The 21015-nt window shown below is 63.3% G+C and carries 15 protein-coding genes; 11 read left to right on the top strand and 4 right to left on the bottom strand.

Annotated elements, in window-relative coordinates; genetic code table 11:
• Nucleotides 1-221: 221 nt before the first annotated feature.
• A complete protein-coding gene (locus JN302_RS35060; RefSeq protein ID WP_202330639.1) occupies nucleotides 222-821 on the top strand; it encodes a hypothetical protein in 600 nt (199 codons plus the stop codon).
• A gap of 58 nt (nucleotides 822-879) precedes the next feature.
• Here the strand turns inward: JN302_RS35060 and JN302_RS35055 are convergent, their stop codons facing one another.
• Together JN302_RS35055 and JN302_RS35050 are read right to left on the bottom strand one after the other, a co-directional pair.
• The gene (locus JN302_RS35055; RefSeq protein WP_202330638.1) at nucleotides 880-2631 is read right to left on the bottom strand and encodes a hypothetical protein; all 1752 of its coding nucleotides are present in this window, start codon (nucleotides 2629-2631) and stop codon (nucleotides 880-882) included.
• A gap of 56 nt (nucleotides 2632-2687) precedes the next feature.
• Nucleotides 2688-4328, bottom strand: coding sequence for a hypothetical protein (locus JN302_RS35050; protein ID WP_202330637.1), 1641 nt, complete (start codon nucleotides 4326-4328; stop codon nucleotides 2688-2690).
• A gap of 752 nt (nucleotides 4329-5080) precedes the next feature.
• Here JN302_RS35050 and JN302_RS35045 point away from each other — a divergent pair.
• From JN302_RS35045 to JN302_RS35010, 8 genes are all read left to right on the top strand, one after another.
• On the top strand, nucleotides 5081-6541 hold the full coding sequence (locus tag JN302_RS35045) for an ATP-dependent nuclease (protein WP_202330636.1): 1461 nt from the start codon (nucleotides 5081-5083) through the stop codon (nucleotides 6539-6541).
• Between the two features lie 317 nt (nucleotides 6542-6858).
• The gene (locus tag JN302_RS35040) at nucleotides 6859-8655 is read left to right on the top strand and encodes an acyl-CoA dehydrogenase C-terminal domain-containing protein (protein WP_202330635.1); all 1797 of its coding nucleotides are present in this window, start codon (nucleotides 6859-6861) and stop codon (nucleotides 8653-8655) included.
• Between the two features lie 74 nt (nucleotides 8656-8729).
• A complete protein-coding gene (locus JN302_RS35035; RefSeq protein ID WP_446720697.1) occupies nucleotides 8730-9902 on the top strand; it encodes an acyl-CoA dehydrogenase family protein in 1173 nt (390 codons plus the stop codon).
• Nucleotides 9903-9980: 78 nt separating this feature from the next.
• Complete coding sequence (locus tag JN302_RS35030; protein ID WP_202308902.1) at nucleotides 9981-11189, top strand: acetyl-CoA C-acetyltransferase; 1209 nt, start codon at nucleotides 9981-9983, stop codon at nucleotides 11187-11189.
• A gap of 16 nt (nucleotides 11190-11205) precedes the next feature.
• Nucleotides 11206-13425, top strand: a complete 2220-nt coding sequence (locus JN302_RS35025) for a 3-hydroxyacyl-CoA dehydrogenase NAD-binding domain-containing protein (RefSeq protein ID WP_202330634.1) — start codon at nucleotides 11206-11208, stop codon at nucleotides 13423-13425.
• 284 nt (nucleotides 13426-13709) lie between these two features.
• Nucleotides 13710-14255: a thioesterase family protein gene (locus JN302_RS35020; protein ID WP_202330633.1), complete on the top strand. Its 546-nt coding sequence runs from the start codon at nucleotides 13710-13712 to the stop codon at nucleotides 14253-14255.
• Nucleotides 14256-14756: 501 nt separating this feature from the next.
• A complete protein-coding gene (locus tag JN302_RS35015; RefSeq protein ID WP_202308899.1) occupies nucleotides 14757-15401 on the top strand; it encodes a S24 family peptidase in 645 nt (214 codons plus the stop codon).
• Between the two features lie 7 nt (nucleotides 15402-15408).
• The gene (locus JN302_RS35010) at nucleotides 15409-16113 is read left to right on the top strand and encodes a thermonuclease family protein (RefSeq protein ID WP_202330632.1); all 705 of its coding nucleotides are present in this window, start codon (nucleotides 15409-15411) and stop codon (nucleotides 16111-16113) included.
• Nucleotides 16114-16423: 310 nt separating this feature from the next.
• Here the strand turns inward: JN302_RS35010 and JN302_RS35005 are convergent, their stop codons facing one another.
• Nucleotides 16424-18076, bottom strand: coding sequence for a lysine--tRNA ligase (locus tag JN302_RS35005; protein WP_202330631.1), 1653 nt, complete (start codon nucleotides 18074-18076; stop codon nucleotides 16424-16426).
• Nucleotides 18077-18350: 274 nt separating this feature from the next.
• Between JN302_RS35005 and JN302_RS35000 the strand changes: the two genes are divergently transcribed.
• The gene (locus JN302_RS35000) at nucleotides 18351-18764 is read left to right on the top strand and encodes a tellurite resistance TerB family protein (protein ID WP_202308896.1); all 414 of its coding nucleotides are present in this window, start codon (nucleotides 18351-18353) and stop codon (nucleotides 18762-18764) included.
• A gap of 13 nt (nucleotides 18765-18777) precedes the next feature.
• Nucleotides 18778-19611, top strand: coding sequence for a sterol desaturase family protein (locus JN302_RS34995; RefSeq protein ID WP_202330630.1), 834 nt, complete (start codon nucleotides 18778-18780; stop codon nucleotides 19609-19611).
• Nucleotides 19612-19840: 229 nt separating this feature from the next.
• Here JN302_RS34995 and JN302_RS34990 read toward each other — a convergent pair whose 3' ends face one another.
• On the bottom strand, nucleotides 19841-20650 hold the full coding sequence (locus JN302_RS34990; protein WP_202330629.1) for a class I SAM-dependent methyltransferase: 810 nt from the start codon (nucleotides 20648-20650) through the stop codon (nucleotides 19841-19843).
• Nucleotides 20651-21015: the final 365 nt, after the last annotated feature.

Here is a 21015-nt window from a genome sequence, read left to right as displayed (position 1 = left end):
CGTTACGGGGCCGAGGGCGGACTGGCAGCTTCCGGGCGGGCGATCCAACTTCGCTGTCCTTCGCCACAGCTCCGGCTGATCGGCGGACCATTCATAGAAGCAAACGCTAAAATCCTGCCTTCTCGTGTCACATAGCCACCGTTGCGCATAGCATTGCAACCATCTAGCACTCGCCCATCGGTCTGCGCGAATGTGGTCCTGCCACAGCATCAGGGGGAAAAATGGCAAAGCCTACAGCGAGCTTGGTATGGCTTGAGAACATCGAGTTGAAGCCAGAACAGGGACTTCGAACCGAAGCATCCATCGTCAAGACGCTACGCAAGCAACTCATCGCGGCGCTGCAGGAGCAAAACTACACCCCAGCGGACCTTTCAAGGTGCGTGTACGTTATTAGGATGAAGGGGGACTTCGTCATTGCCTATCCTTGGCAACGATCGCCGGTGCTGTACATCGGTAGGGGAGCCGCGTTCGGTCGACTGTCCTCACATCTGCGCCGCTGGCTCCACGAGGTGGAGGGCTTCGGCAAAGACGTGCGGATCGAGATCCGTGTGTGCCGGCCCCGCCGGCGCAATTTCGCCGACATGTTCAAGTATGTGGAGGCGGATCTCATCTCCCGCTTCGCTGAACGGTACGGCGCTATTCCGTTTTTCAATAGTCGGCGCGAGACGTCGTACGAGCGGTACGTCGAATACACCGATAGCGACGAGGCGTTGCTCACGGCCGCACTCGGTATTGGCAATGGAAAGAGGCCACTGTGGGCGATTGCACCCGCGCCAGCCAACAAGAACTACGAAGTTTTTCATCGCGGACGGCAGCAATGACATGGATTTCGGCTCGGGGACTTTCATATTAGGCTTGGAGCCCAGGGCCGCGCATTCCCTAGCCGTGGCCATTATCTGGCGGCGTCAGTGCGCAATCATCTGGCTGTGGAGCCGCGTCCGTGGCTGGCGGACAAACCCCCGGCAGGAGATCGCGCCACACTTGCGGTGGCACCGGCAGCCGGTGGCAGCGGCAGGCCGTGAGCACGATCGTCCAATGTCCGAGCCGGACCGCCGAAAGTGCATCATAATGCGGGTTGCTGGCAATCTCCTCTAGCACTAAATCGAGCGTGTCCCGTGTGCCTGCGGTGACGGGAATGCCAGTCAGCGCGGCACCGTGATTGTCGCGGCCGAGATAGAGATTGTCTTCGCTGTCCTCGTCCGGCAGCCAGGTCTGAAAGGTGCAATGTCCGAGCGATTTGACCTTGAACGCGGCCAACTCGTCGAACAGTTTCCGCTTGCCGCGCGCCGCGGCCCACAGCGCGAGCATCGGGTACAGGATGCTGCCCTCGGTTGAACTCTGGCGATACTCTTCGCTGCGCTCAGATGGATGGTCCACTAGGTCCCAATAGGAGCGGCTAGTCACCGGATAGCGGCCATGCACATTGAACGCAAAGATGCTGCGCTTCGCCAGTTCGTCGGCCCATTCGTCGATCGCCCCATGAGCACCGGGGCGACAGGCGAGAAGCGTGAAGGCGAGACCAATGTCGATAGCCTGCCAGTCGCCGATCGGTGAAAGCAGCGCCCGGTTGTTGCTGACGATCTGCATCAGCTTCTCGCAGAGCCGGTCGATCCGCTCGACTGTCGCCTTGGTTATCTCGGTGATCGTCGCCGGGAGTGTCTGGAGATAGTCATTGCTGAGCACGACCGGGCCGCTTGGGGGCGCAAGCTGCCACACCAGCCACAGCCCGCGCAGCGCCAGGCGACCGACAAGCTCGAACAGCTTGAGGTTTACGTCGAGCGCCGCATACGATCCGATCGCTGACGAGAGCGCATGGCGGTGGTCGGCGTGCGGCAGAATCTTCTTCTCGAATAATTCGTCCCAGATCGCGAAATGCAGCTCGAACAGCTCGTTAATAACGAAGCCTGCCGCCTCGGCCGCCTTGCCGGAGCGCGCGACTTCGGATTTGAGGAGGTGCCAGACCTCGAGCTGCGCGCGTTCGCTGGCACGATAGGGGGCTTCCACATTGTTCGCCTCGCGCGCCCAGACGAACATGATCCACAGGCAGATGTTAATCAACCGCGCCTGTGACAGCCGCGCCGCCGGGGTCGCGCCGGGCGCGTCGACCACTGCGTGTAGCAGCCGGCCGAAATGGTCGAGTGCGATGTCGGGCTCCTCGACCATTGCGACGCTCTTGCGCAAATGGCCGCGCAAGGGGGGCGGCAGCAAGCCTTCGCGCAGGATGCCGTCGAGGATGACGTCTGCGAGTCGGTCGCCGTTCCATTCCTCATATCTAATGCGCTCGGTGGTGTTGCGGTTCATATATCCGGTCACTTCGGCACGGACCTGCTCGTCGATTGCGCCGCCGAAGGTGAGGCAGATGGCAATGGGCAGCGCGGCATATTCGGGCGGGATGCGGCTCGATATATAATGGTCGAGGATTTCGTCGAGCGATGGCCTGAGACTCTGCGGCGAGGCCGTGTTCCACTCGGTCCGATCGAGGTCGCCCGATTTGACCGAGAAGAGATGGACGCGCCGCACGCCGTCGCGCCCGGTGCCAACCGCGGCGACGTCAACGCCATACTGGCGGGTGCCCCGCGCCGGACGCGAATATACGGTGAAACCGAGCTCGGTCAGCAGATCGGGCAGCACTGCGTCGAGCTCGCCTCGCTCGCGCAGCGATGCGAGATATTCGCGGATGACGAGTTTCATGGCTTTGCTATCCGCATGGCGCGGAATATCCTCAACGTATAGTCGAGGTCGAACGGCTCGAGAATATCGAGCCGAGGCGCCTCGACGCTGTGGCTGAAGCTGTGCAGTTTCATCTCGTTGCGCCGCTTATTGCCGTTAGGCTCCTCGAAATAGCTGATCGAGCGGTTGCCGTAGAGCAGCACCGAGCGGCTCACGATCGACATGAACACCGACTTCTTTTCGGCCTGTTTTTGCACCTGGCGCATCGACTCATGCTGGCGCTGATTCTCGATCAGCCGCTCGCGCTCGGACGGACGCAACTCCTTGATCTGCCCGGCCTTGCGCAGCCCCTCGATATAGGCCTCAAGCCGAGCGAGCAGTTCCATGATCAACGGCTGCGCGGGATCGGCGCTGTCCTTGGACCGTTCGCCCAGCCAACCGGCAAGCTCGCCCGAATAGTTAATAAGCAGCGGATCGAAGAGAATGTCCGCCATCACCTGGCGTGGTCCGTCTGCGGCGCCGCGGATGAGCTCGAGCACCAATGAGGCCGCAGTGATCGCGTGGATAAACAGATAGCCGATAACGCGATGGGCGAGCAGGATCATGTCGGCGTCAGACAAGACGAGGGTGGGTCCGCTGACCCGAAGCACCAGTGGAGCATCGCCATGGTGGTCACCGACCAGCGACAGGGTCGCGTGGCCGAGATTGGGATCGAGCGACAGCAGCCAGCCCATTATCACCTTGGCTAACTGGTCGGGGGCGAGCTGCAACAACGCATAGGAGAAGCCGCTGAGCGGTTCGAGTGAGGTGAGCTCCTCATGTTCCGAAATTAACGGCGTGATCAGGGCGAGCGCTTCGTCGAGGCGCCCATGCGTCACCAACTTGGCGCCGGCCGCATCGATATGCTCAAGCGTGCCGCGATTGCCGATCGCGAGCTTGTGCAAGATTGCCGTCAGCCCCGCGACGATCGGCGGCTGCAGCGCTTCGCCATGGAACATGAGCTCGAGCGAGACCTGATGGATCGCCAGGTCGCCGACCATGGGGGCGGCTGCGTCGATCAGCGCGACCGCCGCGGCTTCCATCTCGGGATGCGCCCGCGCAATCTCGCAAATGGCGGTCAGGATGTGCCCCTGGCTGTTATCGTCTGCGGTGGCGCTTGCGACAGCGAACGCTTCGGTGACGCGGGAGCGTGCTTCCGGCGTCGCGAGCTCGATCGAGCCGATCGCTTTGGCTGCGGCCGAACGCGCAGGTGCGGCCGTGCCGGCGAGATATGCGATTGCAGCATTGAGCGCGGCATCGGCATCGTTCTTGGCGAGCGCCTGAAGCCCGAGAAATACATAGGCAGCATCCTCGGGCTCTTCCGGATCAATCGCGGCGAGCGTCGCACGGGCGCGATCGCATTGCTCCGCCCATTTGCGGTAGGCGCCATTGGGCATGCCCGAGGCCATGTCATTGCCAGCGCGCGCGACCAGCGCCTTCACTGCCGCGAGCATCGTCGGCACCTCGGCCTCGATGGCAGGAATGAGGTCGCAATAGACCTCCATGACGGTGAAAAAGTCATGCTGGTTGATGGGAGAGATGCCGATCGTGCGCGCGGCCTCAAGCACGTCTATCATACCCTCGTTGTGGAGTGCCGTCAGCGTCGCGCGAAATGCCATACCGATGTCATCAGTTCGATGACGCCGCATGCACTCGACAAACAGCTCGGGGAGCGTGCCCGCAGCATGATGTGCAATGATGTCGTCCTTATCGGCCATTGTCCCCGTGCTGCCACATTCCCTCGCTGCCTCGTGGCTAACTGCTCACTGAGCGGCTGCCCCTCGCAAAATAGAGCCTTCACGCGTCGAAGGTCGGCTAAGACCGTTTCTGCCAGAAATCGCAACTGAAATTGTTGAGCCAGCGGCTGTGCGCGTCGGTTTTCACCTGGAAGGTTTTCGGGACCGCGTTCCCATCGCCTCCTGACTTTAAATACTCGCGTACGTTCGTTTACTCCTGACAAGTGCGGCGATTCTTGGCACTATGCCAGGACGGCAGCAAAATCCAACAGCGCGGACCTTCGAAGATCTCTGAATGCACACGAATGATCGTCCGGTTTCGGAATCTGCAAATGAGGCCCGGATGGCGGATACCGGCGCAGAGCTGATCGGTACATTGAGGCCGGAAGAGGACTGGCGGCTGTAAGCGTCACAGACGACATCGGACCCTTCGATCGGCAGAGGCCAAGGTCTTAGAAACGGCTCTCACCGGAAACTCGTCATCGCAACCACCCTTGGCGTCACCCGCATCCTGTCGGACGCCGATTTGTTAGAATCCTACGCGGACGGTGCCCCGGCTGCAAATCCGAGTGCGCCCCATTGACCCCACCTAGTTCCGTTGCCAACTTACAGACACGAGGGTGGTGGAGGGGGGCGTGAAGATCAAAAGTGTCAGTATTGCGAATTTCCGCGGCATCAAAAGGCTAGAAGCGCCTGTTGAGCTAGGGGCCCTAGGCTTTTTCATTGGTGATAATGGAACTGGGAAAACGTCGCTGCTGGAGGCGATGAACTTCTGCCTATCGTCCGGTTACGTAGCGTCTAGGCTAGATGTCAACGACTTCTACAACGGGGGCGACGAGCCAATCGAGATTGTTGTCGAGTTTCAGAGCCCCCTCACGGCGAAGCTTCCTGACGGCTTCACGTCCCAAGATGTCGCTTGTGACAAGGTAATCCTGAGGGCCAAGAAACGAGACCGGGCTGCCCCTGGTAAAGCATTTTCGGACTTGGTCACCACGTCTCATCACCTTGTGCCCGTCGAACCGCGAGGCGAAAAAGGGTGGTCAAAGCTTCGCAAGAACGGAACTACTTTCCACTTCGACGAACGCCTGTTGTTACCGGGCAACGTCGAAGTTGACCTTCCGCGCGTGTTTTACTTCTCCAAGACCCGCGTTCGCCAACTTTCCAAGGGGTTTAATTCCTCGCTGTCGAGCATCATCGACGATCTGAACTGGCGCTTTGATCGAGGGCAGAGGAGGAAGGCCGAGGGTGATCACTTTAAGCACCATAGAAGAGCGCTCCAGGATAGAATTTTCGCCGAGACCGACGGTGACACGCTCAAGAAGACGATCGGGGCCGCGAACGACATCCTGGCCAAGCTCGGGGTCCCGCCTGTCGAGGTTAGCCTCCTCAAGACACTGAATCCGTACGACAATGCAGAAGTTGTCTTCCCGTTCGATGGCTTTGAGCTTCCGGCTGAGCACGGCGGTTCCGGCATCGAGATGCTTCTGTCCCTCGCGTTGCTCGAGGCAATGGCAGTGCTTTCCAAAGAGAAGCTGATCATTCTGGTCGACGAACCCGAGCTCCATCTCCACCCGAAACTTCAGGCGAAGCTGGTTGAGCACCTAGCTGAACTTAGCGACCGCGTTCAGATAGTCGCGTCGACACACTCGCCACTACTCTTCAAGAATGCGTTCCGAAATCCAAACGCAAAGCTCCAGATCACCAAACAGTACCAAGGGGCTGTCAGAGTGGAAGATGCACATAGCGCAGGGTTCGGATACCTCCAGTGGAGCCCATCGTGGGGAGAGATTTCCTACCTCGCCTACGATCTGCCCACCGTTGAGTTCCACGACGATCTCTATTGCTCGCTTGAGGACAGGTTCAGGTCCAGCCCAGTCAAGAAGACTTCGCAGGCGGATTTCGATCAATGGTTGGTAGATCAGGGGCACCCTAGAGAGATCCGGTGGGTAGACGCCAATGGGGCTCAGAGAGAGGAGACGTTGATGACATACGTCCGCAACCGCATCCACCACCCGGAAAACCGCCACCGACCAGAGCACTCAGAAGAGCAGCTAGCGGAGTCGATCAAGCGCATGTGCCAGCTCATCCGGCCCTGACTCTCCGAACCCAGACAGCCTCCTAGGGCGCAAGGCTGACCTCAGAGTATGGCAGCCTGATTGTCCGCTCTCAGGCGAAGGCAAAGTTTGCCCCTACGGCCGACTTCTGGGCGCAAAGCCGACGTTTCTGATCGGCGGGCCAAAAGGCCAGATAGCGTGGCAATCGACAGACGACCAGCCTGCGGCGCAGCTGTGAATTTTGCGCTGCGGTACAAATTGACGTTTACGCAAACGTCAAAGATTGCTAGACACTCCTTCAGCGGCGGTTCCGGAGGGTGCGTCCCCGGAGCGGCAAAACCGTGTTTGGAGGATGAGGCATGCCGACATACAAGGCCCCGGTTCAGGATACGCTTTTCGTTCTGAACGACGTTCTGGGCTACGAGCGCTACAGCAATCTCCCGGGTTTCTCGGACGCCACCCCCGATATCCTGGAGGCGATCCTCGCGGAAGGCGCAAAGCTTGCCGAGAACGTCATCCAGCCGACCAACCGCATCGGCGACATCGAGGGTTGCGTGCGCCACGCCGACGGCTCGGTCACCACGCCTGACATCTACAAGGACGCCTATCGGCAGTATCGCGAAGGCGGCTGGATGGGGCTGGCGGCCCCGGCCGAATTCGGTGGGCAGGGGCTTCCCTACACCGTTCATTCGGCGGTCGGTGAATATCTCTCCTCCGCCAACATGGGCTTCATGATGTATGCCGGCCTCACCCAGGGCGCGGTCGCTGCGATCCTTGCCCACGGCACCGAGGAGCAGAAGTCGACCTGGCTGCCGAAGATGGTGGAAGGTGTCTGGACCGGCACCATGAACCTCACGGAGCCGCATTGCGGCACCGACCTCGGCCTGCTGCGCAGCAAGGCCGTGCCGAACGGCGACGGCTCCTACAGGATCTCCGGCCAGAAGATCTTCATCTCCGCCGGCGAGCACGACCTCTCCGAGAACATCGTGCATCTGGTGCTGGCCCGCATCGAAGGCGCGCCCGAGGGCGTCAAGGGTATCTCGCTCTTCATCGTGCCGAAATTCATGCTCGACGGCGGCGGCGCGCCTGATGCCCGCAACGCGGTCTCCTGCGGCTCGATCGAGGAGAAGATGGGCATCCACGGCAACTCGACCTGCGTCATGAACTATGACGAGGCGACCGGCTATCTGCTCGGCGAGGCCAATGGCGGCCTGAAGGCGATGTTCACCATGATGAACGAGGCCCGCCTCGGCGTTGGTCTGCAGGGCCTGTCGATCGCCGAGGTCGCCTACCAGAATGCCGTCGCCTATGCGAAGGAACGCCTGCAGGGCCGATCGCTCTCCGGCGTCAAGGCGCCGGACAAGAAGGCCGATCCGATCATCGTGCATCCCGACGTGCGCCGCGCGCTGATGACCATCAGGGCCTTCAACGAGGCCGGCCGCGCGCTGATCCTGTGGACGGCGATCAAGTCCGACGTCGCCCACCGCTCCGGCGACGAGAAGGAGCGCCAGGCGGCCGACGACCACATGGGCCTGATGACGCCGATCATCAAGGGTGTGCTCACCGACAAGGGCTTCGACCACGCCGTCATGGCCCAGCAGCTTTTCGGCGGGCACGGCTACATCGAAGAACACGGCATGAGCCAGTTCGTGCGCGATGCCCGCATCGCCATGATCTATGAGGGCGCTAACGGCATCCAGGCGCTCGATCTTGTCGGGCGCAAGCTCGCCATGAATGGCGGTCGCGCGGTCCAGGCCTTCTTCAAGGAGGTCGGCGACTACTGTGAGGAAAACCGCGCCGACGAGAAGATGGCGCCGCTCGCCAAGCAGTTGAAGAAGGGTCTCAACGACCTGCAGGCCGCGACCATGTGGCTGATGCAGAACGCCATGGCCAAGCCCGACAATGCGGGTGCGGCCTCCACCGACTATATGCATCTCTTCGGCCTTGTCGCGCTCGGCTATATGTGGGCGCAGATGGCGAAGTCGTCGCAGGCGAAGCTCGCCGAAGGTGCCAACGGAGCGTCATCCTTCTACGATAACAAGCTGGTGACGGCCCGTTTCTTCATGGAGCGCGTCATGCCGGAAACCTCGGCCCATCTCGCCCGCATCTCCAGCGGCGCGGACGCGATGATGGCGCTGCCGGCCGAGGCGTTCTGAGCTTTTTGCGGTCCGGCAAGTCTGTTCAAGATTGAACGGAGTTGCTAAGGGTTATCGTCGACAGGGAGTAGTACGTGGCCACCGATCCCGCATCCGTCCTGGAACTGCCGAAGCCGCGCTGGGTGAGCGACGATGTCGCCATGCTCTACGACATGGCGGCGCGTTTCCTTACCGAGGAGATCGCCCCGAAATACGAGGAGTTCGAGAAGGCCGAGATCTTCGACCGCGCGAGCTGGCGCAAGGCCGGCGAGAACGGTCTGCTCTGCGCATCCATGCCGGAGGAATATGGCGGCTCTGGCGGCACCTTCGCCCATGAGAGCGCCATCATCGAAGCGATCAGCCATGTCGGCGTCGACGGCTTCGGCATCGCGCTCCACAACTCCATCGTCGCGCCATACATCCTCCATTACGGTTCGGAGGAGCAGAAGAAGAAATGGCTGCCGCGCATGGCCTCGGGCGAGCTGATCGGCGCCATCGCCATGACCGAGCCGGGTGCCGGCTCCGACCTGCAGGGCGTCAAGACCCGGGCCGAGAGGGACGGCAACCACTACCGCATCAACGGCTCCAAGACCTTCATCACCAACGGCCAGCTCGCCAATCTGATCATCGTCGTGACCAAGACCGACCCGGCCAGGGGCGCCAAGGGCACGTCGCTGATCGTGGTCGAGACCGACGAGGTGACGGGTTTCGAGCGCGGCCGCAACCTCGACAAGATCGGGCTGAAATCGAACGACACCTCCGAGCTGTTCTTCAACGACGTGCGCGTGCCGACGTCGAACCTGCTCGGCCATGACGAGGGACAGGGCTTCGTCCAGCTCATGCAGCAGCTGCCGCAGGAGCGCCTGCAGATCGGCACGACGGCGATCGCCATGGCCGAGCGGGCGCTGGCGCTGACCATCGATTACGTCAAGGATCGCAAGGCTTTCGGCAAGGCGATCATCGACTTCCAGAATACCCAGTTCACGCTTGCCGAACTGAAGACCGAGACCACGGTCGGGCGCGTCTTCTACAACAACTGCGTCGAGCGCCACATCAATGGCGGGCTCGATCCGGTCACCGCCTCGATGGCCAAATACTGGCTGTCTGACCTGCAAGGCAAGGTCGTCGACCAGTGCCTGCAGCTGTTCGGCGGCTATGGCTACATGAACGAATATCCGATCGCCCGCATGTATCGCGATGCGCGCGTGCAGCGCATCTATGGCGGCACCAACGAGATCATGAAACTGCTGATCGGGCGCTCGCTGTGAGCCAGGGTCCGCGGCTTCAGGCACGAGCCGGAAGCCGTCGGGCGCCGACCCCCTGATCCGCAACCCAAGGAGACCAAAATGGCAGACGTATTTGTCTATGACGCCGTGCGCACGCCGCGCGGCCGCGGCAAGAAGGACGGCTCCCTCCACGAGGTGCCCGCGGTCCGCCTTGGCGCCAAGGTTCTCGAAGCCGTGCGCGACCGCAACGGTCTCGACACCGGCACGGTCGACGACATCATCTTCGGCTGCGTCGATCCCGTCGGCGAGGCCGGTTCGGTCATTCCGCGCGCTGCCTCTTTCGAAGCCGGCTACGACATGAAGGCGCCCGGCCTGCAGCTGTCGCGCTTCTGCGCCTCCGGTCTCGACGCCATCAATCTCGGCGCGGCCAAGATCGCGCAGGGCGCCGACGATATCGTCATCTCGGGCGGCGTGGAATCGATGTCGCGCGTCGGCATGGGCATGTCGGGCGGCGCCTGGTTCATGGATCCTTCCGTCGGCCTGCCGGCCTATTTCGTGCCGCAGGGCGTCTCGGCCGATCTGATCGCCACCAAATACGGCTTCTCGCGCGACGACGTCGACGCCTATGCCGTGGAGAGCCAGAAGCGCGCGGCGAAGGCCTGGGAGAAGGGCTGGTTCAAGAATTCGGTCGTACCGGTCAAGGACCAGAACGGCCTCACCATCCTCGACCATGACGAGCATATGCGTCCGACGACGGACATGCAGACGCTCGCCTCGCTCAACCCGTCCTTCACCATGCCGGGCGAAATGGGCGGCTTCTCCGCGGTCGCGATCCAGCGGCATCCGGAAGTGGAGGAGATCAACTACGTCCACCATGCCGGCAATTCGTCCGGCATCGTCGACGGCGCGGCGGCCGTGCTGCTCGGCTCCAAGAAGGGCGGCAAGTCGATGGGGCTGAAGCCGCGCGCCAGGATCCGCGCCTTCTCCAACATCGGCTCGGAACCGGCGATCATGCTCACCGGCCCCGTCGACGTGACGGAGAAGCTCCTGAAGCGCGCCAGGATGAAGCTCTCCGACATCGACCTGTTCGAGCTCAACGAGGCCTTCGCCTCGGTCGTGCTGCGCTACATGCAGGCCTTCGACATCCCGCACGACCAGATCAACGTGAATGGCGGGGCGATCGCCATGGGCCATCCGCTTGGCGCCACCGGGGCGATGATCTTCGGCACCGTGCTCGACGAGCTCGAGCGGCGCGACCTCAACACGGCGCTGGTGACGCTCTGCATCGGCGCCGGCATGGGCACCGCCACGATCATCGAACGCGTCTGATCGGAAGGACATGACAATGAGCTACAAGAATTTCACTGTCGACGTCGACGCCGACGGCATCGCGCTCGTCACCTGGGACATGCCTGGCAAGTCGATGAACGTCTTCGACGAGAGCGTCATCGAGGAACTGGAGGCGATCGTCGAAAAGGTCACGTCGGATGCCGCCATCAAGGGCGCGGTGATCACCTCGGGCAAGGAAAGCTATTCCGGCGGCGCGGATCTCTCCATGCTGCAGCGCATGCTGAAGCTCTTCGGCGAAGAGAAGGCGAAGAGCCCCGAGGCCGCGACCAAAATGCTCTTCGACAATGCCGGCCGCATGACCTGGCTGTTCCGCAAGATCGAGACCTCGGGCAAGCCCTGGGTCTCGGCGATCAACGGCACCTGCATGGGCGGCGCCTTCGAACTGTCGCTCGCCTGCCACGGTCGCGTCGCCGCCGACGGCGAGAAGGTCAGGATGGCCCTGCCGGAGATCAAGGTCGGCATCTTCCCGGGCGCCGGAGGCACCCAGCGGGTGTCGCGCCTGGCCAAGACCCAGGACGCCCTCACCATGCTCACCTCAGGCCAGAACCTGACGCCGCAGAAGGCCAAGGCCATGGGCCTGATCCACGAGATCGCCGAGCCCGCCAAGCTGATCGAGACCGCCAAGGCGATGATCAGGAACGGCTTGAAGCCGGTGGCGCCTTGGGACGAGAAGGGCTTCAAGCTGCCCGACGGCCCGATCTATTCGGCCGCCGGCGCCAATCTCTGGCCGCCCGCGATCGCCATCCTGCGCCGCGAGACCTATGGCAACTACCCGGCCGCCAGCGCCATCCTGAAATGCGTCTATGAGGGGCTGCTGGTGCCGTTCGACACGGCGCTGCGCATCGAGCAGCGTTACTTCACCGAGATCCTGCAGACCCGCGAAGCGGCCGCGATGATCCATTCGCTGTTCATCTCGCTGCAGGAGCTCAACAAGGGCGCCCGCCGCCCGCAGGGCGTCGCCGAGACGAAGTTCAAGAAGATCGGCGTGCTCGGCGCCGGCTTCATGGGCGCCGGCATCGCCTATGTGACGGCCAAGGCCGGCATCCCGGTGGTGCTGCTCGACCGCGACATGGAAGCGGCCGGGAAGGGCAAGGCCCATTCCGACAACCTGATCTCGGACCAGGTCAAGAAGGGCAGGGCGAGGCCCGAGGAGAAGGACAGGCTGCTGTCGCTGATCACGCCGACGGCCGACTATGCCGATCTCGACGGCTGCGATCTCGTCATCGAGGCGGTGTTCGAGGATTCCGAGATCAAGAAGGGCGTCACCGGGAAGGCCGAGGCTGTGCTGAAACCCTCCGCGACCTTCGCCTCCAACACCTCGACGATCCCGATCACCGGGCTGGCGAAGAATTCGGTCCGGCCGAAGAACTTCATCGGCATCCACTTCTTCTCGCCCGTCGACAGGATGATGCTGGTCGAGATCATCCTGGGCAAGAAGACCGGCGACAAGGCGCTCGCCGTGGCGATCGACTATGTCCGGGCGATCAGGAAGACGCCGATCGTGGTCAACGACACGCGCGGCTTCTATGTCAACCGCTGCGTGCTGCGCTACATGTCGGAAGCCTATCAGATGCTGATCGAAGGCGTGCCGGCGGCGATGATCGAGAACGCCGCCAAGATGGCCGGCATGCCGGTCGGCCCGCTGGCGCTGACCGACGAGACCGCGATCGACCTTGCCCAGAAGATCATGAAGCAGACGATCCGCGACCTCGGCGAGAAGGCGGTCGACGCCGACCAGATGGCGCTGATCAACACCATGGTCGACAAGCATGGCCGTTTCGGCCGCAAGAACGGCAAGGGCTTCTACGATTATCCGGCCAAGCCGGCGAAGAAGAAGCTGTGGCCGGGCCTCAAGGACCTCTACAAGCAGCAGGATCCGGAGAAGGTCGACATCGAGGAGCTGAAGCAGCGCCTGCTCTTCACCATCGCGCTCGAGGCGGTGCGGGTCATGGAAGAAGGGATCGTCACGGATCCGCGCGAGGCCGATGTCGGCTCGATCCTGGCCTTCGGCTTTGCGCCCTATACGGGCGGGGCGCTCTCCTATGTCGACGGCATCGGCGCGAAGAAATTCGTCAAGCGGGCCAGGGAACTGCAGAAGCGCTACGGCGTGCAGTTCAAGGCGCCCAAGCTGCTGGTCGACATGGCCGAGAAGGGCGAGACCTTCTACGAGCGCTTCGATCCCTATGCCGGAGCGGAAGCCAAGAAGGCGGCCTGAGGCGTGATACCAACGGTCGATCTTATCGACCGTTGGAGCGCGCGACGGCGCGCCGCGCCTGCAGAGCGCCGCGCGTCCACTTGGACGCGCAAAGGACCCTCTGCCACTATTGATTACCGCATCGTGCTTTCCGAAAATCGAATACGATTTTCGGGCCGATGCGGTAGCGCGGAAGCCAAGCGGCCCGGATGGGCCGCGCCGGCGTTTGAGGTCGCGTGGATGCGTTGGCATCCACGCCACTGGATGTGTCAACATCCAGTGCTGTTGGGTTAGAGACAGCGGCCATGTATGTCTGGGGCCGCCTGCTGAAGGTCGTGGCGACGGCGCGTCGCCGCGGCCCCTATCTGCCCGGCGGCGAGAGCCGCCTGTCGTTCCGTTGCCTGCCGACGGACATCGATCCCAACATGCACCTCAACAATGCCCGCTATCTGATGATGGCGGATCTTGGGCGCATGGACATCTTTATCCGCTCCGGGCTGATGAAGCTCTATCGCACGCGCAACTGGGTGCCGATGATGGGCGGCGTGCAGAGCGTCTTCGTGCGGGAGATCCGGCTGTGGCGGCGCTTCGAGGTCGTCTCCTCCATCGAGACCTGGGACGGCACCGAGGTGATCGGCCGCCACCGCTTCATCCTCGAGAACGGCGAGACGGCCGCGGCGGTGATGACGACCGCCGGCATCTACGACATGAACACGAAGAAGTTCCGTGAGATCGACGAGGTCGTCGCCGCGCTCGGCGTCACGCGCTCGCCGCGCGCGCCCACCGAAGCCGAGCGCATCTTCATGGCCTCCCATGCCGGCCTGCGCAGGCTTGCGAAGGCGGGCGGGTGAGCAGTCCCTCGTGCCAGGATCGGAAACGTCGAGACGGGCTACCCCTGCCATGAAAGTAGGGCGAAAAGCTTTTTGATTTCAGTCGGATACGGCTTGGCCAGATACCCCTCTCTGTCCACCTGATATCTCCCCCACAAGGGGGGAGACTGGCTGTCATCGATGATGGCACTCGTCTTGCGACGTTGACGATTGGCGAAATCCAAGCGGCCGGCCGGTCTCCCCCCTTGTGGGGGAGATATCAGGTGGACAGAGAGGGGTACGAAGACACGCGGTACTTTCATCCAGGATGGCGTCCGGCGCCGGGCGGTGTGTCTCATCCGACCTCGCTCCGCGAGGTCGGATGAGGAGTGCCTTGGCGGCAACATTTCCCGGCATCCGCTGACCCTCGGCACCCCCGTTCAAGCCATTGTGAGTTTCCGGTCTGATCTTGTCTGGACAAGCCCGGCGGCCGACATTACAACGGCAAAGGTATTTTTTCCTGTCTTCACGGGGAGCAGCACCATGCTCTCGCATGATCGTGTCTGGGCGGCCATCGATGCGCTGGCTGCGCGTTACTCGCTCTCGGCATCCGGATTGGCCAAACGCGCCGGCCTGGATTCGACGGCTTTCAACAAGTCGAAGCGACTGTCCTCCGACGGACGCCCGCGCTGGCCCTCGACAGAATCGCTCGCCAAGATCATCGAGGCCACCAATTCGTCGCTCGACGAGTTTTTCGAACTGATCGAAGGCAAGGCCTTTCCATGGAAGGAGAGCCGCCGGGGTTCCACCGTTCCGCTCATCGGTTTCGCGCAGGCGGGAGCCGGCGGCTACTTCGACGATGCCGGCTTTCCGGCCGGCGAGGGCTGGGACCTCGTCGAACTGCCGGCGCGCGCCGCCGAAGGTTCCTATGCGCTCCAGGTGCAGGGCGATTCCATGCTGCCGCTTTACCGCAACGGCGACGTGCTGATCGTCCAGCCGGGCGCCGTGCTGCGCCGGGGTGACCGCGTCGTGGTCAAGACCACCGAGGGCGAGGTGATGGCCAAACTCCTGGAACGGCAGACGCCGAAGGGGATCGACCTTGTATCGCTCAACCCTGCCCATCCGAACCGCCAGATCCCGAGCGAAGCCATCGAATGGGTAGCCCGGATCGTCTGGGCGAGCCAGTAGCGGGCCGATGCGGGCATATGTGGCCATCGCCGCTCTGGTGATGATCGGCGGTGCCGCCGTCGTGATGAAGATCGGTGGAGAGAGGCTCGCGCGGGAGGCGGCCGTGTCGACCCCTGCTATCGAGCGTGTCGCAGCGCCGTCGGGCGCGAGCAAGGACCCGGGCCCGGGAACCCGTCGCTCGGAGCCCTCCAGGCCCTTCGTTCAGTCTCCAGATGCCGCAAGTCCTGCCGCCGCGAGCGACGCTGCGCCGTATGAGCGGGTCGAGCCGCGTGCGCCGCTGTCGCAGCTCAGTCTCGCCTTACCGCCAAAGCCGCCTGTCGACGAAGACGGCGGCACGATCCTCTACCGGCCGGTCGCAACCGGCTCGGCGCGCTTCGAAGCGATGGGGCGTGTCGTCGATGTGGCTGGAACTGAAAGCGTCGACCTGCGGGAACGCTGCACCTTCGAGGGCGCCGAATGGCCCTGCGGCGTCCGCGCGCGAACGGCATTCCGCTATTTCATCCGCGGCCGCGCCATCAGCTGCGACGTGCCGCCGGAGGCCGGCACCGACATCGTCGCCGGCTGCCGCATCGGCGCGCAGGACGTCGGCGCCTGGCTCGTCACCAATGGCTGGGCGCGTGCCGCGCCCGGCGGCCCCTATGCGGAGGCCGAGAAGCAAGCGCGCGAAGCCCGCCGCGGCATCTTCGGCCCGCCGCCGAAGACGGAGGAATAGGGCAGGGGCGGTGGTTACCCGAGCGTCTTGCCAGACCCCTCATCCGACAGTATCGGCGAGCGCGCGGTGCGCTGCAGACCCCTCATCCGACCTCGCCCTTTGGGGCGAGGCCACCTTCTCCCACAAGGGGAGAAGGCCGGGGCCTGGCTTGGCCGGCTCTGCAAATCACCAGCGTTGAAGATTGGCCGAAGCGCTGCTGCAGCGCCTTCCCTTCTCTCTTGTGGGAGAAGGTGGCCTCGCCCACGGGTCTTGCCTCCGGCAAGCCCGAGGACAGGCTCCGCGAGGTCGGATGAGGGGTAAGACGCGCGCCCTACGCCGCCAGTTCCCCCGCCAGCGCCTTGCCGATCAGCGCGCGCGTCTCGGCGACGCCGTAGAGCGCCGCGAAGGATCCGAAGCGCGGCCCGCGCTCCTGTCCGATCAGCACCTGGTAGATCATCTGGAAGAAGGCGACCGAGACGCCGGGCCCGCCTTCGGGGCTCTTCTTGGCATGGTCCTGGTAGCGTTCGATCCGGCGTGCCACATTCAGTGCGGCGTTCTGGATCGCTTCGCCGTCGGCATCGGCCGGCAGCTCGCCCAGCGCCTCGGCGAGCCGGGCGAGCGCGTCGCGCTCCACCGCGTCGGGCTGGCGATAGACCTTCGACGGCTTCACGAAATCGTCGAAATAGCGGATCGCGTAATCCGTCAGCCGGTCGAGCTCCGGATGCGTCTGCGGCGTCACGCCGGGCGCATAACGCGAGATGAAGCCCCACAGCACGCTTTTGTTCTGGGCGTTCGAGGCGCTCACCAGGTTGAGCAGCAGCGCGAAAGGCACCGGCAGGTCGATCGCCGGCGGCTCGCCATTGTGCATGTGCCAGACCGGATTGCCGAGCCGCTCCTTCCAGTCCTGGCGCGGATAGGCCGCCAGGAACGCATAATATTCGTCGACGGCGCGCGGGATGACGTCGAAGTAGAGCTTCTTCGCCACCTTCGGCTTCTGGTACATATAGAGCCCGAGGCTCTCGGTGGGGGCGTAGGTCAGCCACTGGTCGATGGTGATGCCGTTGCCCTTGGACTTCGAGATCTTCTCGCCCTTCTCGTCGAGGAAGAGTTCGTAGTTGAAGCCCTCGGGCGGTGTGCCGCCGAGGATGCGGCAGATCTTGCCGCTGGTCTTCACATTGTCGATGTGGTCCTTGCCCGACATCTCGTAGTCGACGCCGAGCACGGCCCAGCGCAGCGCCCAGTCGGGCTTCCATTGCGCCTTGCAGCCGCCTGATTTGACCGAGGTCTCCCAGCGCCTGCCCGTTGCCGGATCGGTCCACACGACGGTCGCGCGGTCGGGATGCACCTCCTCGATCGGCACCTGCATGACGACGCCGGTCTCCGGGTGGATCGGCAGGATCGGCGCATAGGTCTTGCGGCGCTCCTCGCGAAGCGTCGGCAGCATGACCTCCATGACCTTGTCGTAGCTTTCCAGCATCCGTACGAGGCCGTCGTCGAAACGGCCGGATGTGTAGTAGTCCAGCGCCGAGGCGAACTCGTATTCGAAGCCGAATGTGTCGAGGAAACGCCGCAGCATCGCATTGTTGTGATGGCCGAAGCTCTCGTACTCGCCGAACGGGTCGGGCACGCGCGTCAGCGGCTTGCCGAGATGTTCCAGCAGCATTTCGCGGTTGGGCACGTTCTCCGGCACCTTGCGCATACCGTCGACGTCGTCGGAGAAGCACAGCAGCTTTGTAGCGACCTTGTCCTCGGTCAGCACGTGAAAGGCGTGCCTCACCATGGTGGTGCGCGCCACCTCGCCGAAGGTGCCGATATGCGGCAGGCCGGACGGGCCGTAGCCTGTCTCGAACAGCACGGTCGCGGGGAAGCCGGTCTTCTTGTAGCGCTCGATGATTTTCCGCGCTTCCTCGAAGGGCCATGCCTTGCTGTCCGCCGCGGCGGCGAGGATGTCGGAATTGAGTTCGATCGTCATTGATCGCGCCATATCGTGCTTCCCAGGGGTTCGCACCGCTGTCTTCGCCGGATCCGGCAGGACGTCCGCGGGCCAAGGCATTGCTCTATTCGCCGCGCTCCGCAGCGTCAACGCTCGGCAGCTTTTTTCCTTGCGGCGGCCGGCTCCCGTTTCTACCTTGCTGCCGATCACCGCATCGGCCCGAAATTCGAAATCGACTGTCGGAGCGCACGATGCGTCATCTGAAAATGCAGAGCGCCGAGCGTCCAAGTGGTCGCGCGGCGTTTTGAAGGCGAGAGAAAACCACATGCCCGCACCGACCGCCCAAGAGGCGTTGATCTACCTGATGGTGATCACATCAGCCGCAGACCGCGACATGACCGATGTCGAACTGGCCCGGATCGGCGACGTCGTCCGCACTTGGCCGGTGTTCCAGGATTTCGACGAGCAGAAGCTGATCAGGGTCGCACAGGACTGCCAGAAGCTGCTGCATGAGGAAAAAGGTCTGGACGGCGTGCTGGAACTCGCCGGCAAGGTCATTCCGCCACGCCTTTACGACACCGCCTATGCTGCCGCCGTGGAGGTCGCCGCGGTCGACCTGGAGATGCGGATCGAGGAACTGAGGGTGATCCAGAGGCTTCGCCAGCATCTCGGTCTCGATGCCGCCACCACGCAGGCGATCGAACGTGTCACCAAGGTGCGCCACCGTATGCTGACCTGAGCGGGCGGGCGCGATGGGCGCCGTCGCCGGCTATGAAGCGATCGTCCGTTCCGGCGTCTTCCTGGTGGTCTTCATCGCCATGGCGGCCTTCGAACTGTGGTCGCCGCGGCTCGAGCGCAAGGAAATGTCCGGTGCGTTGAAGTCGCGCCGCTGGTTCACCAACCTCGCCATGGTCGTGCTGTCTTCGGCGGTCCTGCGGATCGTCTTTCCCGCGGCCGCCGTCGGCGCGGCCGCCTGGGCCGAGGCGCGGGGCTGGGGCCTGTTGCGCGCCGCCGGCCTCGGCGACCTGCCCGCCGGCGTCATCGCCTTCGTGGCGCTCGATTTCGCCGTGTGGCTCGAACATGTGGTGAGCCACAAGGTTCCCGTCCTGTGGCGCATCCACCGCGTTCACCATGCCGATCCCGGTTTCGACGTGACCACCGGCCTGCGCTTCCATCCGCTGGAGATCCTCCTGTCCATGGTCTGGAAGGCGGCGGTGGTGATCGCGCTCGGCGCGCCTGTGCTTTCGGTGCTGGTCTTCGAGGTCGTGCTCAACGGCGCGGCGATGTTCAACCATTCCAACGTGAGGCTCCGCCCCGGCGCGGATCGTTTCCTGCGCCGTTTCGTCGTCACCCCCGACATGCACCGGGTGCATCATTCGAGCGACCCGGCCGAGACCGACACCAACTACGGCTTCAACTTCCCCTTCTGGGACCGGCTGTTCGGCACCTATGTCGCCGCGCCGAAACGCGGCCACGAGGCGATCGACATCGGCCTCTTGGAGTACCGCGGCGCGGCTCCGGCCAGGCTCGGCTGGACGCTCCTATTGCCGTTCCGCTTCGGCGCCCGCCGCAAGCGTTCGGCTTGAGCTGTTGTTCGCGGCGCAAGCCTCGGATGCGCTTGCGGTTGGCCAAAGCATGTCTCCCAAAGGAACGAGCAGCCTGCACCAGAAGCGCCATTGGACCGATGGCGCTTCTGGCGACCTGTTTCGACCCTTTATGGTCCCCTTCATCGACCTCGCCGCGAACGGCAGTTTCGTCTGGAGTCCCCAGCCGACGCCGGATTTGCCCGCGCAGAACGTTACCAGGCGGCTGATCTCATCCTCTGGCCGTTGCCACATTGGATCGGAGCTCGAAAGCGAGCCCCGATCCATCAGCATAAGAGCGCAGCACGGGTTTACTCTCGCCCACGATCTTCTCCACCACGCGCTTGCGTTCCCGATCGCTCATTTCGTTGCCGGCAGGGCTCATGCCGACCAGCGCCATCGTGTTCAATCGGAGGAGGGGCGCGCCGTCATCGAAGCGTATGGTGCGCGATATCGTCCTTGAGCGGACGTCGTGGAAGCCGGCGTCGCGGAGCAGCGCCTCGAGCGGCGCAGCGTCTCCAAAGCTGTGCCGGCGATCCGCGATGGCGCCCAGATGGCGCTCCGCGACATAGCGCAACTCCCGAAAGAACGGTATTTCGTCGTCGGGGCGCCATGTGGCCACCGCCAGCCTGCCGCCCTTTGCCAGGGCCCTCCGCATCTCGCGCGCCGCCGCGGATCTGTCAGGGAAAAACTGCAGCCCTTGCTGGCAGACGACAACCTCGAACTCCTCTCCGTCTTGGAGAGGCAGGGCGCTCGCGTCACCTTCGCGCCAGTCGATGCGGGGGGCCACGACGCGCGCGACGGCAAGCATGTCCGGACTGATGTCGACGCCGACGACATATCCGGCGGCACCGAGCCGCTCCCTTGCTACGCGTGCGACGATTCCCGTTCCGCAAGCGTTGTCGAGGAGACGGTCGCCCGGAGACAACTCCACCATTTCCAGGGTCGTCTCTGCCCACGGTCGGAAGAGAGGACCTACGAGCCAGCGCTCATACATCTCCGGGAAAGTTGCCTGGTTCGTCACGTAGCTCGGGAGGCCCATGGCTGCCCTTCATCGAGTTGCCACCCGCTTGATCCGCCGGAACGACAATGCCGTTCTTTGCATCATGCGGCTTTGCCGCATGCATGGGCCCACCGAGCCGCCTTCAATGGGAAGCATAGCAGGGGTGGCCGTCTTGGAGCTAAGAAATCTGACGCAGAAAGGCTTCCGTGCGTCCTGTTCGCTTAGCCACCATCCTGCCGTTCTGGTCGAGATGTGACCAGACGGGTGGATACTTACGCCGGCGCGCGTCTTCGACAAGCAGCTGTGCCTCGGGCAATGCGTCGATTTGAACGGCTTCCTGCGACAGACTCGGCACGCCTGGCTGCGACCGGCAGCCCGGACCGGGAGCAATACGGATCAAACTC

It is taken from the genome of Mesorhizobium sp. L-8-3, from assembly GCF_016756615.1.
Taxonomy (GTDB): Bacteria; Pseudomonadota; Alphaproteobacteria; order Rhizobiales; family Rhizobiaceae.
The sequence above is the reverse complement of the archived record's forward strand: the minus strand, read 5'-3'. Positions and strand labels throughout refer to the sequence as shown.

What these genes read in the sequence shown, in the direction of transcription:
- JN302_RS35040 (WP_202330635.1), top strand. Translation starts at nt 6,859, where the DNA reads ATGCCGACATACAAGGCCCCGGTTCAGGATACGCTTTTCGTTCTGAAC.
- JN302_RS35020 (WP_202330633.1), top strand. Translation starts at nt 13,710, where the DNA reads ATGTATGTCTGGGGCCGCCTGCTGAAGGTCGTGGCGACGGCGCGTCGC.
- JN302_RS35025 (WP_202330634.1), top strand. Translation starts at nt 11,206, where the DNA reads ATGAGCTACAAGAATTTCACTGTCGACGTCGACGCCGACGGCATCGCG.
- JN302_RS35000 (WP_202308896.1), top strand. Translation starts at nt 18,351, where the DNA reads ATGCCCGCACCGACCGCCCAAGAGGCGTTGATCTACCTGATGGTGATC.
- JN302_RS35015 (WP_202308899.1), top strand. Translation starts at nt 14,757, where the DNA reads ATGCTCTCGCATGATCGTGTCTGGGCGGCCATCGATGCGCTGGCTGCG.
- JN302_RS34995 (WP_202330630.1), top strand. Translation starts at nt 18,778, where the DNA reads ATGGGCGCCGTCGCCGGCTATGAAGCGATCGTCCGTTCCGGCGTCTTC.
- JN302_RS35010 (WP_202330632.1), top strand. Translation starts at nt 15,409, where the DNA reads ATGCGGGCATATGTGGCCATCGCCGCTCTGGTGATGATCGGCGGTGCC.
- JN302_RS35005 (WP_202330631.1), bottom strand. Translation starts at nt 18,076, where the DNA reads ATGGCGCGATCAATGACGATCGAACTCAATTCCGACATCCTCGCCGCC.
- JN302_RS35050 (WP_202330637.1), bottom strand. Translation starts at nt 4,328, where the DNA reads ATGGCATTTCGCGCGACGCTGACGGCACTCCACAACGAGGGTATGATA.
- JN302_RS34990 (WP_202330629.1), bottom strand. Translation starts at nt 20,650, where the DNA reads ATGGGCCTCCCGAGCTACGTGACGAACCAGGCAACTTTCCCGGAGATG.
- JN302_RS35060 (WP_202330639.1), top strand. Translation starts at nt 222, where the DNA reads ATGGCAAAGCCTACAGCGAGCTTGGTATGGCTTGAGAACATCGAGTTG.
- JN302_RS35030 (WP_202308902.1), top strand. Translation starts at nt 9,981, where the DNA reads ATGGCAGACGTATTTGTCTATGACGCCGTGCGCACGCCGCGCGGCCGC.